Annotated in this window: 10 protein-coding genes; 4 read left to right on the top strand and 6 right to left on the bottom strand. The window is 73.1% G+C overall.

Features of this window, described 5'->3' with window-relative positions; translation table 11 throughout:
* Nucleotides 1–41: 41 nt before the first annotated feature.
* From ACYUD3_RS02820 to ACYUD3_RS02800, 5 genes are all read right to left on the bottom strand, one after another.
* Nucleotides 42–755, bottom strand: coding sequence for a hypothetical protein (locus tag ACYUD3_RS02820; protein ID WP_470962877.1), 714 nt, complete (start codon nucleotides 753–755; stop codon nucleotides 42–44).
* Nucleotides 756–884: 129 nt separating this feature from the next.
* On the bottom strand, nucleotides 885–1,610 hold the full coding sequence (locus tag ACYUD3_RS02815; protein ID WP_470962874.1) for a class I SAM-dependent methyltransferase: 726 nt from the start codon (nucleotides 1,608–1,610) through the stop codon (nucleotides 885–887).
* Nucleotides 1,611–1,876: 266 nt separating this feature from the next.
* Nucleotides 1,877–4,306 (bottom strand): SpoIIE family protein phosphatase, encoded by a 2,430-nt coding sequence (locus tag ACYUD3_RS02810; RefSeq protein ID WP_470962871.1) that lies wholly within the window; start codon nucleotides 4,304–4,306, stop codon nucleotides 1,877–1,879.
* A 233-nt stretch (nucleotides 4,307–4,539) separates the two neighbouring features.
* Nucleotides 4,540–6,912, bottom strand: a complete 2,373-nt coding sequence (locus ACYUD3_RS02805; protein ID WP_470962869.1) for an MFS transporter — start codon at nucleotides 6,910–6,912, stop codon at nucleotides 4,540–4,542.
* Nucleotides 6,913–7,096: 184 nt separating this feature from the next.
* Entirely contained in the window at nucleotides 7,097–7,540 is a 444-nt protein-coding gene (locus tag ACYUD3_RS02800; RefSeq protein ID WP_470962866.1) for an SRPBCC family protein, read from the bottom strand.
* 157 nt (nucleotides 7,541–7,697) lie between these two features.
* Here ACYUD3_RS02800 and ACYUD3_RS02795 point away from each other — a divergent pair, with 157 nt between their 5' ends.
* On the top strand, nucleotides 7,698–8,744 hold the full coding sequence (locus ACYUD3_RS02795; protein ID WP_470962863.1) for an Rv2578c family radical SAM protein: 1,047 nt from the start codon (nucleotides 7,698–7,700) through the stop codon (nucleotides 8,742–8,744).
* A gap of 136 nt (nucleotides 8,745–8,880) precedes the next feature.
* The gene (locus ACYUD3_RS02790; RefSeq protein WP_470962860.1) at nucleotides 8,881–10,449 is read left to right on the top strand and encodes an alpha/beta hydrolase; all 1,569 of its coding nucleotides are present in this window, start codon (nucleotides 8,881–8,883) and stop codon (nucleotides 10,447–10,449) included.
* Nucleotides 10,450–10,595: 146 nt separating this feature from the next.
* Here the strand turns inward: ACYUD3_RS02790 and ACYUD3_RS02785 are convergent, their stop codons facing one another.
* Nucleotides 10,596–11,171, bottom strand: a complete 576-nt coding sequence (locus ACYUD3_RS02785) for an adenylosuccinate lyase (protein WP_470962857.1) — start codon at nucleotides 11,169–11,171, stop codon at nucleotides 10,596–10,598.
* A gap of 411 nt (nucleotides 11,172–11,582) precedes the next feature.
* Between ACYUD3_RS02785 and ACYUD3_RS02780 the strand changes: the two genes are divergently transcribed.
* Together ACYUD3_RS02780 and ACYUD3_RS02775 are read left to right on the top strand one after the other, a co-directional pair.
* On the top strand, nucleotides 11,583–13,382 hold the full coding sequence (locus ACYUD3_RS02780; protein ID WP_470962854.1) for a 3-hydroxyacyl-CoA dehydrogenase family protein: 1,800 nt from the start codon (nucleotides 11,583–11,585) through the stop codon (nucleotides 13,380–13,382).
* A 59-nt stretch (nucleotides 13,383–13,441) separates the two neighbouring features.
* Complete coding sequence (locus ACYUD3_RS02775) at nucleotides 13,442–14,245, top strand: TetR family transcriptional regulator (RefSeq protein ID WP_470962851.1); 804 nt, start codon at nucleotides 13,442–13,444, stop codon at nucleotides 14,243–14,245.
* The last annotated feature ends 336 nt before the right edge of the window (nucleotides 14,246–14,581 follow it).

Genomic DNA, 14,581 nt, shown 5'->3' with positions numbered 1-14,581 from the left:
GGCCCAGGGCGCACAGGGGCGGCCCGGGACACCGGCTGCCGTCAAGCGGCAGCGGCCCCCAGCGGCGGTCCCCGAGACGTCAGCGCACACGCGAGCAACAGCCTGCGCGGCGCCCGCGCGGACCGCCCGCGCCGGCCCGCCACGCCCGGCCGCTCCGGCGCCACCGGCACGGCCAGCGCCAGCCGCAGCGGCTCCACCAGCCGCGCCGCCACGGCCCGCAGGATCCGGAACACCGCCCGCTCACCGCACGCCAGCCACAGCCCGCACAGCAGCGCGGCCAGCAGGTGGGCGAGCAGCATCCCGTGCGGCATGACTACAGAGTCAGCCATGTGCATGGCGTGCGAGGAGGAGATGACTGCGGTGTCAGACATGGACATGGCGCCGGACATGACTGCGCTGTCAGGCACGCCCACGCCCATGACCTGCGACATGACTCCGCAGTCAGACATGTCTACGCAGTCAGCCGCACCCCCACCGGCACCCCCCACGCTCCCCACCGCGGACTGCACCGCCCCGAACCCCCAGTGCAGCGCGGCCTGCGCCCCGACCACACCCGCCACGACGAACGGCACTCCCCGCTCGCCCGGCCCGGCCAGGCACCACCCGAGCGCCCCGGTCACGAGGAACCCGGCGCCGAGCACCCAGGCGGGGACGCCGGCGCCGGACATGGTGACGTGGCTCAGCGCGGCGAGCAGCACGCAGACGGCCGCGAACATCGCGGCCCGTCCTGTGCGTGCGCACCACCCGGCAGTCATGGCGCCTCATCCTCGCATCCGGGTCCCGGCCGTCGGCGGGTGGTACGCACAACCACCCGGTGAAGCGCTCACCCCTGGGTCTGTGATCCGTACCACCTAGGGACACGGATCACAGACCCAGAAGGCGCCTCAGCCCGCCCTGCCCGCGATGACCCATCGCGAGGGCAGCACGATGAGCGTGCCGTCGGCGGTGTGCTCGGTCGTCGTCAGGGGCAGGTCGCCGGAGGCGAGGGCGGTGAGGCCGGCGGTGTCGAGGTGAGTGGGGACGGCCTCGTCGGGGACCTCTGCGGGGGCGATGCCGTGGCGGAGGACCGGGGCGAGTTTCGGGGGCGGGCCCGCGGGGCCCTGCGCGAGGCCGCCGAGGACCGCGCCGGCGGCCTCGGAGGGTTCGACCAGGAAGGCCCGGCCGCGGGCGCCCAGGAGGGCGGCTATGGCGTCCACGAGGGGCTGGCGGTCCTGCGGCGCGCACTGGTGGAGCACGCCCCGCATGTAGACGTTGACGTCGCCCAGCTCGGCGTGGAGGGTCTCGGCGGCGCCGGGCTCGGCGGCGTCCAGCGGGCGGTACGACGCGCGGGCGGCGGGGTCCGCGCGGCGGGCGTGACGGAGGGCGGCCTCGGCGAGGTCGACTCCGATCACGTGGCGCAGCCGGTCGGCGAGGAAGCGGGTCTGGGTGCCGTTGCCGCAGCCCAGGTCGACGAGGGGCAGGGCGGGGTCGGTGAGGTAAGGGGTGAACAGGGCGAGGTGGAGGCCGGCCGTGACGGCGGGTTCGGCGTCCCAGAACACGGCCCCGGGTTCGTCGGAGGCCTCGCGCCAGAAGCCTTCCCAGGACTCCCGGTACCGTTGTGTCACGCTCATGCCAGCTCCCCAGAGTGCGCGGCGGACCGCCGTAAGTGACGGGCGGGTACGGTCTACCGCTCCCCGTCCGCCCCCACAAGCGCCCCGCATACAACCTTCACGCCTCGTCCAGGAAAACGTGCGCCGTCGTGCGCCCCCGGCGCCCCTACGACACCGCGCACCCCCAGAAGCCACGCGCCGTCCCGGCGCACCGGCCCCCTCCGCGCGCCTCTCACCCCGTCACCGCACCCACCCCAACTCCCCAATCCCCCAAGCCCTTTACCCCCTCACCGCCTCCGCAGCGTCATCTCGAACCACACCGTCTTCCCCGCCCCCGACCGGCTCGCGCCCCACTCCCGCGCGAGCGTGCTCACCACTCTCAGCCCCCGCCCCTCCACGTCCAGCGGCCCGGCGCTCAGCAGTGTCGGCAGCTCGTGATCGTCGTCGTCGACCTCGCACAGCAGCGTCTCCCCGCGCACCAGCCGCAGCACGACCGGCCGCGCGTGGGAGTGCCGTACGGCGTTGGTGACCAGCTCGCTGACCATCTGCTCGGTGGTGTCGGCCAGGCGCGCGAGGCCCCATTCGTGGAGCTGTTCACGCACCACCGCGCGGGCGCGCGGGACCTCGGCGGGGTCGAGGGGCAGCCGCCATTCGGCGACATCGTCGGGCTCGACGCCGTTGAGGCGGGCCATGAGGAGGGCGACGTCGTCCTTGCGGCCCCCGCGCGGGTTGAGCGCACGGATGATCGTGTCGCAGGCGTCGTCCATGGAGGCCGCCGGGTGCGCGGCGGACTCGCACAGCGCCTCCAGGCCGACGCCGATGTCCTCGCCGCGGACCTCGACGAGCCCGTCGGTGCACATCACCAGCCGGTCGCCCGGTTCGACCGGCACCCGTACCGCCTCGAAGGGCACCCCGCCGACCCCGACCGGCGCGCCCGTGGGCACGTCCAGGAGTTCACCGCGCCCGTCGAGTCCGCGCACCAGCACGGGCGGGATGTGGCCCGCGTTGGCGATGTGCAGTTCGCTCGCGATCGGGTCGTAGACGGCGTACAGGCAGGTCGCGAGGTAGTCGCCGCCCAGGCGTTGCGCCAAGTCGTCGAAGTTGCGCAGGAGTTGGGCGGGCGGCAGGTCGAGGCCCGCCATCGTCTGGATCGCGGTGCGCAGCTGGCCCATCTTGGCGGCGGAGCCGAGGCCGTGTCCCATGACGTCGCCGACGACGAACGCCGTGCGCGCGCCGGGGAGTTTGACCGCGTCGAACCAGTCACCGCCGATGCGGCCGAGCTGGGTGCCGGGCAGGTAGCGGGTGGCGATGTCGCAGCCCGCGAGGCGCGCGGGGATGTGCGGCAGCATGCTGTCCTGGAGGGTCTCGGCGACCGACTCCTGGAGCGTGTACATGCGCGCGTTGTCGAGCACGAGCCCCGCGCGGGCGGCGAGTTCGGCGCCAGTGACGCGGTCCATGTCGTTGAACTCGACGCGCTCGGGGTGGCGCAGCAGGATCATGAACCCCAGGACGACGTTGCGCGCCTTCAGCGGGACGACGAGCATCGACCGGTGGCTGATCAGGGGCCGGATGTCGCGCTTCTCGAACTGCGAGGCGATCGCGTGCCCCATCTGTTCGCTGATGCGCGGCACCAGGACGGGCTCGCCGGTGGTCATGCACTGGAAGAACGGCGTGTGCGCCGGGAAGGGCATGGCCTCGCCGACCGGGACGACGTCGTCCCAGCGGCCGGGTTCGTCGGTGTGCTCGACGGCGACCCGGTGCCACATCGTGCGCGTGTCGGGCACGCCCTCGGCGAACCCCTCACCGGCGACGACCTGTTCGCGCAGATAGGTCCCGGCGACGTCGGTGAAGCGCGGTACGACGGCCCGGCTGACCTCCAGGATGGTCCTGGAGAGGTCGAGGGAGGTGCCGATACGGCCGCTGACCTCGTTGAGGAACTCCAGGCGCTCGCGCACGGCGAGGTACTCCAGGTCCTCGCCCTCGTCGGTCTGCCCCTCGGGCAGCGGCAGCCCCTCGGCGACCGCGCGGGCGGCGCGTTCCTTGCGCGCCTTGCGTTCGGTGCGCCGCGAGACGCCCCAGTCGGGGGTGACGGGCACCCGTTCGTTCTGGCTGAACTCCAGGACGGGGTAGCCGAGTTCGAGGACCTGGGAGACGATGCGGGCGCTCTCCCCGACGCTCATGCTGGGCAGGATCTCGGGCAGCCCGCGCGCGAGGTCCTCGGCGCCGGGGAAGTCGGTGTGCAGGGCGAAGTTGGGGGCGATCCGCAGGGCGGTGCCGTCGCCGTCCAGGCCTGCCGCGTCGGCGGCGAGCACCAGGAGGCGTTCGCGTCCTGGGCCGACGAGCGGATAGGCCCACCAGAGCACGTCCGCGCGGCCCTGCCCCGGTACGGTCAGCCGCGCGCGGCCCGCCGAACGGTAGCCGGAGCGGCCGTCGAGCGAGGTGTCGAGGCCGGGGCCGAATCCGTCGTAGCCGTCGAGGCCGTCGTACGCGGGGGTGTCCTCGGGGTCGTGGAGGGCGCCCGCGACGGGCAGCAGGTCGAGGGCGGCCTCGCCGATGGCGTCCTCCTTGGGGACGCCGAAGAGCTTGCGGGCGCCGCTGCTCCAGTGGGAGACGAGTCCGTCCCGGTCGACCAGGACGACGGCGAGCGGGATCCGCCCCGCGGCCCCGTCCGCCTCACCGCTGCCCGGGGGCGCGTCCCGCTCCGTGCCACGGTCCATGGCCCAGGCCCTCTCTCCCCAGAGCTTCGCAAGATCTGTCCCGCAGCCACCACCGTACGGGGGCGGCGGGCCGGGATGTGCGGCAATACGGGAATTGGTCGCCACCGTGCGCCCCCATGCGCGCCTGGCGTCCGCCCGCGGGAGGAGCCGCGGTACGGCCGCCCGCGCGGGGGCCGTACGGCCCTGAAGGCCGTCCCTCGTCCACCGGCTCCCGCGCATCCCGGCCGCCCCTCTCAGTCCTCGTGCCCGAGCTGGAGGTCGCGTTCCGTACGGCCGCCGCCGGCGACCTGGAGGACGGTGGCGACCGGGGGGTATCCGGCGGCGATGACGGTGTACTCGCCGGAGGAGAGGTCGATGAAGCGGAAGGTGCCGTCGGGGCCTGTGGTGAGGGTGTCGACGACGTTGCCCGCGGCGTCGAGGAGGGTGACGCGCGCGTCCTCGACGGGCCGGCCGCCGCCCGCGCGGACGGTGCCGCGCAGGACCGCGCCGCCGGAGAGCTCGATGTCCTGGCGGGTCTCGCGGGCCTGCTGGACGGTGACCGGCAGGGCGGTGGGCCGGAACGCGGGCGCGCTGGCGGCGAGGGTGTACTCGCCGGCGATCAGCTCGGTGATGACGTAGCCGCCCTCGCGCCCGCTGCGGGTGGCGGCGACGACCTCGCCGTGCACGTTGGTGAGGGTGACGGTGGCGTCCGGCACGGGTGCGCCGTCGGCGGTGCGCACGCTGCCCGCGAGGCGTCCGGCGCCGCCCAGGACGATGTCCAGGTCGACGGGGCGTTCGCCGACGGTGACGGAGACGGCCTGCGGCTGGTGCCCGCCGGCGGCGGCGATGAGGACGTAGGAGCCGGTCCCGGGCGTCGACAGGGCGTAGCGGCCGTCCTCGCCGCTGGCGCCGCGGCCGATCTGGTGTCCCGAGACGTCGATGAGGGTGAGGGCCGCGCGCGGGACGACGGTGCCGTCGGGGTGCTGGACGGTGCCGCAGACGGGGACGCCGGCGCCGTACGCCGCGCGGGCCGGGGGCAGGGCGTACTGGCGGGTCTCGGTCTCGTCGTGGGACACGAGGGGTTTCTCCTTGAGGAAGAAGGCGAGGACCAGGCCGAGGGCGAGGACCGGCACGAGGTAGAGGAAGACCCTCGGCATGGCGTCGGCGTAGGCGCGGATGTAGGCGTCGCGCAGGGCCGGGGGCAGCGCGTGGACGAGCTGCGGGGTGAGCGACTCGGCGTCGGGCAGGCCCGCGTGCGCGGGGAGGCGCTCGCGCAGGGCGGCGGTGAGCCGGTCGGCGAAGAGGGTGCCGAAGATCGCGGCGCCGACGCTGCCGCCGATCTGGCGGAAGTAGTTGTTGGCGCTGGTGGCGGTGCCGAGGTCGGCGGGGCGCACCGAGTTCTGCACGGCGAGGACCAGGACGGGCATCACGAGGCCGATGCCGGCGCCGAGGACGGCCATCCAGAGGCTGTAGTGCAGCCGGGGTGTGTCGGCCTCCAGGCGCGACAGCAGCCACATGCCGAGGGTGGCGAGGAGGCTGCCGAGGAGGGGGTACAGGCGGTAGCGGCCGGTGCGGCTGATGAGCTGGCCGCAGACGACGGAGGCGCCGACGACGCCCGCCATCATGGGCAGCATCAGCAGCCCGGACTCGGTGGCGCTGGCGCCGTCGACCATCTGGAGGAAGGTCGGCAGATAGCTGGCGGCGCCGAAGAGGGCGACGCCGATGACGAGCCCGATGAGGCCGCTGAGGTTGAAGACGGAGTCCCTGAACAGCCTGAGCGGCATGAGGGGTTCGGCCGCGCGGTGTTCGACGACGGCGAACAGCAGGCTCGCGAGGACGGCGCCGGCGCCGAGGCCGACGATGGTGCGCGAGCCCCACGCGTACTCGGTGCCGCCCCAGCTGGTCAGGAGCACCAGGCAGGTGGAGAGCGTGGCCAGCAGCAGGATGCCCAGCACGTCGAGCCGGGCGCGCGCGGCGGGCTTGGGGAGCTTGAGGACGGCGGTGACGACGGCGAGGGTGACCAGGCCGAAGGGGACGTTGACGTAGAAGCACCAGCGCCAGGAGAGGTGGTCGGTGAAGTAGCCGCCGAGCAGCGGGCCCGCGACGGAGGCGAGGCCGAAGGCGCCGCCGATCAGGCCCATGTACCGGCCGCGCTCCCGGGGCGGGACGATGTCGGCGATGATCGCCTGGACCCCGATCATCAGCCCGCCCGCGCCGACGCCCTGCACCGCGCGGAAGGCGATGAGCTGGTCCATGGTCTGCGCGCGGCCGGCGAGGGCGGAGCCGATGACGAAGACGACGATGGCGAACTGGAAGACGCCTTTGCGGCCGAGGAGGTCGCCGAGCTTGCCGTAGACGGGCAGGCCGACCGTCGAGGTGAGCAGGTAGGCGGTGACGGCCCAGGACATCCGGTCCAGGCCGTGCAGTTCGCCGACGATCTTGGGCAGGGCGGTCGCGACGATCATCTGCTCCAGCGCCGCGAGCAGCAGCGCGAGCATGAGGCCGACGAAGACCAGGCGCACCCGGCGGGGGCTGAGGCCGTCGGCCCGCTCCTTCGGCGCCGTGCGGGCGGGCGGAGGGGGCGGCGCGATGGCCGGCCCGTCCTGCACCAGAGTGATCCCGCCCACGTGCCGCTCCCCTCGTCGCGCCTTTCGCACACTTCCCGCGTAAAGCGACAACTCCCGGCGAACGCGACGAGTTACGGCGCCGCCCAGGTTCGGGTGGAGTTCCACTCGAACCGGTGAAAACGGTCAACGAACGGTGAACCGGGGGAACTTGTCCCCCCGGTCGCGCGTTGGTTCTGCCCTGCTTCTACTTCTCGACCTCGGCGGCGAGCTTGGCGAGGAGGGCGTCGTAGATGCGGCCGAGGCCCTTGGGGGCGAAGGTCTTCTCGAAGAAGCCGCCGATGCCGCCGGCGCCCTGCCAGGTGGTGGTGACGACGACGCGGGACTTGCCCTCGCCGGCCGGGGTGACGCGCCAGACGGTGACCATGGAGGAGTTGCGGTCCTTCTCGACGAGCTCGCCGTCGGCGGGCTCGGTGACCTCCAGGAGGCAGTCGCGCACGCGCTTGCTGGTGGCCTGGAGCCGCCAGTGGACGAGGGTGCCCTCGCCGTCGCCGCCCTCGCGCACCTCGTACTCGCTGAACTGCTCGGGCAGCACCTTCGCGCGGCTGCCGCTGTAGTCGGCGAGCGTGTCGAACACCGTCTCCGGGTCCGCCGCGACGACGCGCTCGGTGGTGGCCTCGACCTGCGCCATGAGTTCCTCCAGGGCCTGTTTCTCGGGATCGGGTCAAGCCAACCACCCCGCCGGTCGGCCACCCAAATCGGGGGTCCCAAAGCGAGCGGAAACGGCACGCGCACGATCATGGGAACAAGTGTTCTATTCTGTGGCCAGCGCTACCGAGGAGGCGTTCATGCGCTGGCAGAACCTCACCCAGGAGCCCGACGAGCACGGCCGCGCGGACAGCCCCGCGCTGTTCCGCGCGGACGCGGTGACCACCCGTACCTTCGACACGCCCGAGTTCCGCGGCATGACCTTCCACGAGGTCAGGGCCCGCTCGGTGCTCAACCGGGTGCCGGGCGCCTCCCGTATGCCGTTCGAATGGACGGTGAACCCCTACCGGGGCTGCACGCACGCGTGCGTGTACTGCTTCGCCCGCCGCTCCCACAGCTATCTGGACCTCGACACCGGGATCGGCTTCGACACCCAGATCGTCGTCAAGGTGAACGCCCCGGAGGTGCTGCGCCGCGAACTGGCCTCGCCGCGCTGGCGGGGCGAGCACGTCGCGATGGGCACCAATGTCGACTGCTACCAACGGGCCGAGGGCCGCTACCGGTTGATGCCGGGCATCCTCACCGCCCTGACCGAGCACGCCAACCCGTTCTCGATCCTCACCAAGGGCACGCTGATCCTGCGCGACCTCGACCTGCTGCGGCGGGCCGCCGAGGTGACCGACGTCGGCGTCTCCCTGTCGGTCGGCTTCACCGACGAACGGCTGTGGCGCACCGTGGAGCCGGGCACCCCGGCCCCCGAGCGCCGCCTGGACGCCGTGCGCGCCCTGTCGGACGCCGGGCTCGGCTGCGGGGTGCTGATGGCCCCGGTGATCCCGTTCCTGAGCGATCACCCGGCCCAACTGCGCGACACGGTACGGGCGATCGCCGCCGCGGGCGCCACGTCCGTGACACCGCTGGTGCTGCACCTGCGCACGGGCGCGCGCGAGTGGTTCATGAGCTGGCTCGCCCGCGAACACCCCTCCCTGGTGACGCGTTACGAGCGGCTGTACGCGGACGGCGCCTACGCGCCCAAGTGGTACCAGCGCCGCATCACCCGTCAGGTGCACGAGCTGGCGCAGGAGTACGGCATCGGCCCCGCGCGCGGGGGGATGCCCCGCCGGACACCGCAACCCGCGCGCGCGGAGGAGTCCGAACCGTCCGGTCCGGTCCAACTCAGCCTGATCTGACCGCGTTCGAGGGCATCCGGCGACGCAATCGGGTCAACTATCACCGGAACAGGTTCTTCCGGCGGCGCTTCCCGGGACGATGCGGCGGGACCCGTGACCCACACGGTCCGTCCACCCTCCACCCCTGGGAGGCTCCATGAGAAAACGCGCAGCCGTACTGTGCGGCGCCGGCGCGATCGTGGCCGCGACGCTCACCGCCGCGCCCGTCGAGGCCGCCGCACCACAGCCCGCCCCCGCGGCCTCGCTCACCTGGAAGAGCTGCGGTACGACCAACTACCCGTCGCTCCAGTGCGCCTCCCTGAAGGTGCCCCTGGACCACGCCAACCCGCGCGGGCAGCAGATCACCCTCGCGCTGTCCCGCATCGAGCACACCGCGAAGACCTCCCAGGGCCCCCTCCTGGTCAACCCCGGCGGCCCCGGCGGCAGCGGGCTGACCCTCGCCGGGTTCGTCGCGAAGAACCTCCCCAAGGACGTCGCCGCCCAGTACGACGTCATCGGCTTCGACCCGCGCGGCGTCGGCAAGAGCACCCCCGCACTCGACTGCGCGCCCGGCCACTTCACCCCGGTGCGCCCCGACTCGGTACCGGTCACCCGGGCCGTCGAGAAGGCCAACCTCACGCGCGCGCGGGACTTCGCCCAGGCCTGCGGCAAGAAGTACGCCAAGGTCCTGCCGTACATCGACACCCTCAGCACCGCCCGCGACCTGGACGCGATCCGCCGGGCCACCGGCGCGCCCAAGCTGAACTACTTCGGCTACTCGTACGGCACCTACCTGGGCGCGGTCTACGCGAAGCTGTACCCGGAGCGCGTGCGGCGCCTGGTGCTGGACTCGATCGTCGACCCCACAGGCGTCTGGTACGACGACAACCTCAACCAGGACGTCGCCTTCAACGACCGCCACCGCGCGCTGATGGCCTGGATCGCCAAGTACGACACCACCTACCACCTCGGCACCGACCCCGCGAAGGTCGAGGCCAAGTGGTACGCGATGCGCGCGGCGCTGCTGAAGAAGCCGGCCGACGGCAAGGTGGGCGCCTCGGAGCTGGAGGACACCTACCTCCCGGGCGGCTACTTCAACGGCTACTGGCCCTATCTCGCCGAGGCGTTCGCGGCGTACGTGAACACCAAGAACGCCGAACCGCTCGTCGAGGCGTACGAGAACCTGGGCGCGGTCGACGCCTCCGGCGACAACGGCTACAGCGTCTACGGCGCCATCCAGTGCCGCGACGCCGCCTGGCCGCGCGACTGGGGGCAGTGGCGGGCCGACAGCTGGGCGCTGTACGAGAAGGCCCCGTTCATGACCTGGAACAACGCCTGGTACAACGCGCCGTGCGCGTTCTGGCCGGTCAAGTCGCTGCGCCCGGTGGACGTAGCCAACGCCGAGCTGCCGCCGGCCCTGCTGTTCCAGGCGACGAACGACGCGGCGACCCCGTACGAGGGCGGCGCGCGGGTGCACTCGCTGCTGCGCGGCTCCAGCCTCGTCGTCGAGGAGGGCGGCGGCAACCACGGCATCACGCTGAGCGGCAACGCCTGCCTCGACAAGCACCTGGCGGCGTACCTGGCGAACGGCACGGTCCCGCGCGGTTCCGGTGGCGTCGACGCCGTCTGCGCGGCCCTGCCCGACCCCGAGCCGCTGACCGCGAAAGCGGCTTCGACGGCGTCCCGCGGGGCGGCGCTGCACGGGCTGCTGGGCTTCCGGGGCTGAACCCCGTCCGGCCGGGCCTCCCCGGCCGGAACACCGGCCCCGCCCGGCGCCGAGGGAGCGTTGTCAGACCCGTGCGGCATGATGGCCGCACAGGCAACCGACCGCCCCCGACACCGACCCGACGCCCCAGCTCCCTACGACGCCACCTACCGCTCCGCCGGAATCCTCCCCAGCGCCCGCACCGCCGCCTCCGCCAACGCCGGATGCGCCAGGGCCTGCCGGAGCACCGCGCGGGCCCGGCCGTCACCGAGGACGCCCAGGCCCTCCACGCACGCGAGGGCGACGCGCTTGTAGGGGTCGTGGGGGCTCAGCCGCCGCTGGAGGGTGGTGATGAGGGCGGGGACCGACTCCGGGGCCCTCAGCTCGGTCAGCAGGCGGACCGGGTGGAGGGCGTAGGCGACGCGGAGTTCGTTGGTCGCGAGGGCCGCCGCCGCGCGGGCCGTGCGGGGGTCGCCGAGGCGGGCCAGGGCGTGGGCGGCGGACGCGCAGCGCGGGGGGTCGCGGTGGTTGAGGAGCAGGACGAGGGACTCGAAGGCCCGCCGGTCGCCGGCCAGGCCCAGCCGGAAGGCGGCCGACTCACGGGCCCACAGGGGCTGTCCGGGCGCGGTGAGGACGGCGGCCAGCGCGTCGGGGTCCTCGGTGGCCGCGAGCCGTTCGAAGGCGGCGCCGCCCCCCGACTCCGCCCGTAAGCGCTCCGTGAGTGATCGCAACTCTTCGTCCATGGGGCCGAGCGTAGGCGGGGTACGCCCCGTGAGGCAGGCCGTTGGCGAAGTCGCCGGAGTCCGTCGACTCCCGGGTCTGGCGCGCTCGTTACCCACGGGTTAAGCTCAGACGAGCGGGACACCCTCCCGCAGGTATTCCCTCGTGGCGGCCTGGTGACGCAGCCGCCACGGTCACCGGTGCATGTGCGTGTACCGGGCAGCGCGACCCGGCCTGGGGACAGGGCCGGTCGGACGATCCGCCGCCGTACGGCCGGACGGGCCCTGGTGCCCGCGCCGCCCGCCCCGGCGGCAGCCACCCGGGCGTGTGCGCTCGACAGCCCGGTCGACACCCGCGCATCACGCGCCCCGCGCGCCCCCTCGGCGCACCTCGCGCCCTCCCAGACGTCACTCTTCTCATCCTGGAGTCCCTCCATGGCCCCTCCCCTGTCCCCCCGCACGCCCCTGCGCACGGTCGCGGTCGTCGGCCTCGGCACCATGGGCACCGGCATCGCCGAAGTCCTCGCCCTGGCCGGCCGCGAGGTGATCGGCGTCGACATCAGCGCCGCCCAGGCCGCCCGCTGCACGGCAGCCCTGGAGCACGCCACCGCCCGCGCGGTCGCCCGCGGCAAACTCACCGAGGAGCAGCGCGCGCAGGCTCTCGCGCGCGTGCGTACCGGCACCGATCTGCGGGAGGCCGCCGACGCCGACCTGGTCATCGAGGTCGCGCCGGAGTCGTACGAGACCAAGCAGGAGATCTTCCGCGCGCTGGACGGCATCGTGCGGGCGGACACCGTGCTCGCGACGGGGACCAACGCGCTGTCCGTGACGCGGCTGGCCGCCGACTCCGCGCGGCCCGAGCGGGTGCTGGGGCTGCACTTCTTCAACCCTGCGCCCGCGATGAGGCTGGTGGAGGTGGTCTCGTCGGTGCTGACCGCGCCGGACGCCGTCGCCGCCGTGACCGGGCTCGCGCTGGAGCTGGGCAAGGAGCCGGTGGCGGTCGGCGACCGGCCGGGGTTCGTCGCGGACGGGCTGCTGTTCGGCTACCTCAACCAGGCCGCCGCGATGTACGAGGCGAAGTACGCCTCCCGCGAGGACATCGACGCGGCGATGCGGCTGGGCTGCGGGCTGCCGATGGGCCCGCTGGCGCTGCTCGACCTGATCGGCGTCGACACCGCGCGCACGGTCCTGGACGCCCTGTACGCCGCCTCCCACGACCGGCTGCACGCCCCGGCGCCGATCCTGCGCCAGCTCGCCGAGGCGGGCCTGACGGGCCGCAAGGCGGGCCGCGGCTTCTACACCTACGCCTCCCCCGGCGGCGCGGCCGTCGTCCCCGACGCCCTCACCCCGGCTCCGGGCGCCTTCTCCGCGCCCGCCCGCGAGGTGCGCGCGGTCGGCGTCGCCGGGTCCGGGACGATGGCGTCCGGCATCGCCGAGGTCTTCGCGAAGGCCGGGTACGACGTCGTCCTGGCCGCCCGCGGCGTGGAGAAGGCCCACACCGCCAAGGCCCGCGTCGGCGCCTCCCTCGCCCGTTCCGTCGACAAGGGGCGGCTGAGCGCCGAGACGGCCGCGCGGGCGCTGGAGCGGATCACTCCGGCCGGTTCCTACGACGCCTTCGCCGACGTCGACCTGGCGGTGGAGGCGGTCGCCGAGGACCTGGAGGTCAAGCGGCAGCTGTTCGCGGCGCTGGACAAGGTGTGCAAGCCGGGGGCGGTGCTCGCGACGACCACGTCGTCGTTGCCGGTGATCGCGTGCGCGCGGGCGACGTCGCGGCCCCAGGACGTCATCGGGATGCACTTCTTCAATCCGGCGCCGGCCATGAAGCTGGTTGAGGTCGTCTGCACCGTGTTGACCGGGGACGACGTCCGGTCAACTGTTGACGGGATATGTGGATCGATCAAGAAACATGCCGTCCACTGTGCAGACCGTGCAGGTTTCATCGTGAACGCCCTGCTTTTCCCGTACCTCAACAACGCGATCAAGATGGTGCAGGAGCACTATGCATCTCTTGACGACATTGACGCGGCGATGAAGCTGGGCGGCGGCTACCCCATGGGCCCCTTCGAGCTCCTGGACGTCGTCGGCCTGGACGTCTCCCTGGCGATCGAGAAGGTCCTGCACCGCGAGTTCCGCGACCCGGGCCTCGCCCCGGCCCCGCTCCTGGAGCACCTGGTCGCCGCGGGCTGCCTCGGCCGCAAGACGGGCCGCGGCTTCCGCGAGCACGCGAGGCGCTGACGCGGGCCTCAGGGACCGGACCTGCGCATCGAGCTGCGCGCATGCAGTACTTTCGGGTCATGTCCCAGCCCGCCAAGTCCTCCCGTACCCCGTCCGACGCGCCGGAGAGCGCCGCGGGCAGCCGTGCCGCGGCCCAGCGGCTCAAGATGCGCCGAGAGCTGGCGGCTGCCGCAATGGAGCTGTTCGCGACCAAGGGGTACGAGGCGACCACCGTCGACGAGATCGCGGCCGCGGCCGGGGTCGCGCGCCGTACGTTCTTCCGTCACTTCCGCTCCAAGGAAGAGGCGATCTTCCCCGACCACGACGACACCTTGATCCGCGCGGAGGCCGTCCTGAACGCGGCCCCGGCGCACGAGCACCCGCTCGACACCGTGTGCCGCGGCATCAAGGAAGTCATGAAGATGTACGCGGCACGCCCGGAGATCTCGATCGCCCGCTACAAGCTGACGCGCGAGGTGCCCACCCTGCGCGAGGCGGAGATCGCGTCCGTGGCCCGCTACGAGCGCCTGTTCACCCGCTATCTCCTCGGCCACTTCGACGAGCACGCGCACGACGACGAGGCGGGCGACGAGCCGCTGCTGGCGGAGGTCGCCGCGTCGGCCGTGGTCACCGCGCACAACCATGTGCTGCGGCGCTGGCTGCGCGCGGACGGCCAGGGTGACGTGGAGGCGCAGCTGGACCACGCGTTCGCGATCGTGCGCCGCACCTTCGGCACCGGTATCGGCGCCGGCCGCACCGCCTCGCCCGCACCGTCCCCGGCGGCGCTCTCCGCGCACGGCGAGGTCCTGGTGACGGTCGCCCGCACGGACGCCCCGCTGGACGAGGTCATGCGCGCCATCGAGCAGGCACTCAAGGAGCGCTGAGCGACCCCGCCTCCCGGCAGACGCCCCTCCCTGGCAGACGCCCCTCGGCGGACGCGGCGAGCCCCCCTTGTGATGACGGCCACCCCCACGGGTGGCCGTTTTGCCATGTCAGGACCCGTTTTCAGGCACCTCTCCACCCCCACTTGATCGATCATCGCTCACTTGTCAAGTAAAGATTTCACCTGAGCATAATTCCTGGCACCCAGTGCCTTGCCGTGCGACACGCAGTGCCATACCTTGAAGTCGTCCGGGTGACCGGCGCGACGGTGAACCGCCGTCCGCCGGCTGTCCCCGCGCACCACTTGCCGCACATCCGGACGCCTGCGTCACAGGCAA

The organism is Streptomyces sp. AMJ-169 (genome assembly GCF_055597585.1).
This window is presented reverse-complemented; position numbering and strand designations above follow the sequence as displayed.

Excerpts from the sequence above, each read along its gene's own strand:
- ACYUD3_RS02815 (WP_470962874.1), bottom strand. The coding sequence starts at position 1,610 with ATGAGCGTGACACAACGGTACCGGGAGTCCTGGGAAGGCTTCTGGCGC.
- ACYUD3_RS02785 (WP_470962857.1), bottom strand. The coding sequence starts at position 11,171 with ATGGACGAAGAGTTGCGATCACTCACGGAGCGCTTACGGGCGGAGTCG.
- ACYUD3_RS02820 (WP_470962877.1), bottom strand. The coding sequence starts at position 755 with ATGACTGCCGGGTGGTGCGCACGCACAGGACGGGCCGCGATGTTCGCG.
- ACYUD3_RS02800 (WP_470962866.1), bottom strand. The coding sequence starts at position 7,540 with ATGGCGCAGGTCGAGGCCACCACCGAGCGCGTCGTCGCGGCGGACCCG.
- ACYUD3_RS02790 (WP_470962860.1), top strand. The coding sequence starts at position 8,881 with ATGAGAAAACGCGCAGCCGTACTGTGCGGCGCCGGCGCGATCGTGGCC.
- ACYUD3_RS02780 (WP_470962854.1), top strand. The coding sequence starts at position 11,583 with ATGGCCCCTCCCCTGTCCCCCCGCACGCCCCTGCGCACGGTCGCGGTC.
- ACYUD3_RS02795 (WP_470962863.1), top strand. The coding sequence starts at position 7,698 with ATGCGCTGGCAGAACCTCACCCAGGAGCCCGACGAGCACGGCCGCGCG.
- ACYUD3_RS02810 (WP_470962871.1), bottom strand. The coding sequence starts at position 4,306 with ATGGACCGTGGCACGGAGCGGGACGCGCCCCCGGGCAGCGGTGAGGCG.
- ACYUD3_RS02775 (WP_470962851.1), top strand. The coding sequence starts at position 13,442 with ATGTCCCAGCCCGCCAAGTCCTCCCGTACCCCGTCCGACGCGCCGGAG.